At 36.3% G+C, this 1782-nt stretch carries 1 protein-coding gene and 1 pseudogene; one reads left to right on the top strand and one right to left on the bottom strand.

Annotated features, from left to right (window positions below; genetic code table 11):
* Positions 1-19: 19 nt before the first annotated feature.
* Positions 20-1329, bottom strand: a pseudogene (locus HX743_RS15950) (RNA-guided endonuclease InsQ/TnpB family protein).
* 59 nt (positions 1330-1388) lie between these two features.
* Between HX743_RS15950 and tnpA the strand changes: the two are divergent.
* Positions 1389-1782, top strand: a 394-nt coding sequence (gene tnpA / locus HX743_RS15945) for an IS200/IS605 family transposase (RefSeq protein ID WP_178319667.1), incomplete at its 3' end; no start/stop codon positions are given.

The following is a 1782-nucleotide window of genomic DNA, read 5'->3' as shown; positions in this document are numbered from 1 at the left end:
GATTCTAAAAGCAAAGCTCTTAGGCGACTTCCTCACGGATTTCGCTTGCTTTCTGCTTCTTAGGGCGACCTTTACCGCATCCACCCTCCACAGACAAAACGGCATGTCCTGCCGACAATATATTACGAGATGCGTTTAAATCCGCATTCGCAACATAACCCACACTCCGACACACTCAAATTTAGCTTGAGTTTGTCGGTTTTCTTTTGCTACATGACCACATTCACAGCAGGTTTGACTTGTGTACTTCGGATCAACTTTTACAAGTAATCCACCTCGCCATTGTTGCTTATATTCCAACATACTAACGAGCATGCCCCAACCTTGATCTAGGATTGATTTGTTTAAGCCTGACTTAGCTTTTACATTCTTTCCTTGATTTTCGATTGTGCCACTTGCTGACTTCGACATATTTGCTACTTTTAAATCCTCAACAGCAATCATTGCGTGGTTTTTGCTGAGCGTTGTAGTGATTTTTTGCAAGTAGTCATGACGAATATTGGCAATGTGATGATGTAGTTTATTGATTTTAAAATTCAGTTTTTTCCAATTTTGACTAAATTTAACTTTCTTTCTCTGCTTCCGTTGAAGTCTAGCTAATTTAATCTGATTGGTTTTAAAGCTATTGATCGGGTCAAAGACCTGACCATTTGAGGTAGTGATTAATTTCTTAACACCAAGATCAACACCAATCGCTGATTTTGATGGGTGGATCGGCATTTCAGTAAGTTCTGTTTCAGTACAGAATGAAACGTACCAACGTCCTGACACCTTACTGATCGTCACATTTTTTATTGTGCCTAGAATCTCTTGCGACTTCCTGAATTTAATAACACCTACGCCATTAGGGAGTTTGAGTTTATTTCCTTTAACCCAACAGTATTTATCGAATTGTACAAGGCGAATGGAATCATAACCGTCTGATTTTTTCTTAAATCTAGGCATAAGTGGGCGCAACTGAACCTCAGTACCATCAGCCAATTTAAAAAATTTAGGTTTCTTAGGTTTGCGCTTTTTTTCTTTTAGTCGAGCATGTTCTTTAGGGTTGAAAAACCTCCCCCATGCTGATGCAAGATCACGAACTTTTTGTTGAAGTGACACAGCATTTGAATTTCCATCTAAAAAGCTAAACTGAGGATTCTTTTTCAGTGCTGTTATCTTTTTTACTAGATTCACCGCATTAATGTGTTTATTTTGAGCAAACATTTCAAATGAAATTGCTAATATTTGATTCCAAACAAAGCGTGCAGAGCCAACGAGATTATTTAAAATAACCTCTTGCTCGACATTAGGCTCAAGCCTAAATTTATACGCTTTGTTGATTTTCATTAATGAGTGTGTATCTGTTAATATGGTGCTGATTCTAACATTTTAGGTATATTTTTTCAATGAGTGAGATATATAAAAACCGACATTCAGCCTTTAATCTTCATGTTCATTTAGTTTTTATAACGAAATATCGAAAAAAAATACTAGGTGAGTTGCATCATAAATATTTCAATGAGTGTGCAACTGAAATATGTAAAGATTTTGATGCTGAATTAAAGGAATGTAATGGTGAATCCGACCATGTTCACATGCTTATTCAGTATCCACCAACGGTACAGTTAAGCAAATTGGTTAATAATTTAAAGTCTGTAACAAGTAGAAGAATGCGAAATGAGTTTTTAGACTTGAGAGGGAATTATACAAAACCTGTTTTATGGTCAAGATCATATTTTGCAGGGTCTTGTGGTGGTGCGCCTTTGGAAATAATCAAACAATATATTCAGAATCAACAAG

It is taken from the genome of Acinetobacter sp. Swhac1, from assembly GCF_013390985.1.
In the GTDB taxonomy this organism is placed as follows: Bacteria; Pseudomonadota; Gammaproteobacteria; order Pseudomonadales; family Moraxellaceae; genus Acinetobacter; species Acinetobacter towneri.
The sequence above is the reverse complement of the archived record's forward strand: the minus strand, read 5'-3'. Positions and strand labels throughout refer to the sequence as shown.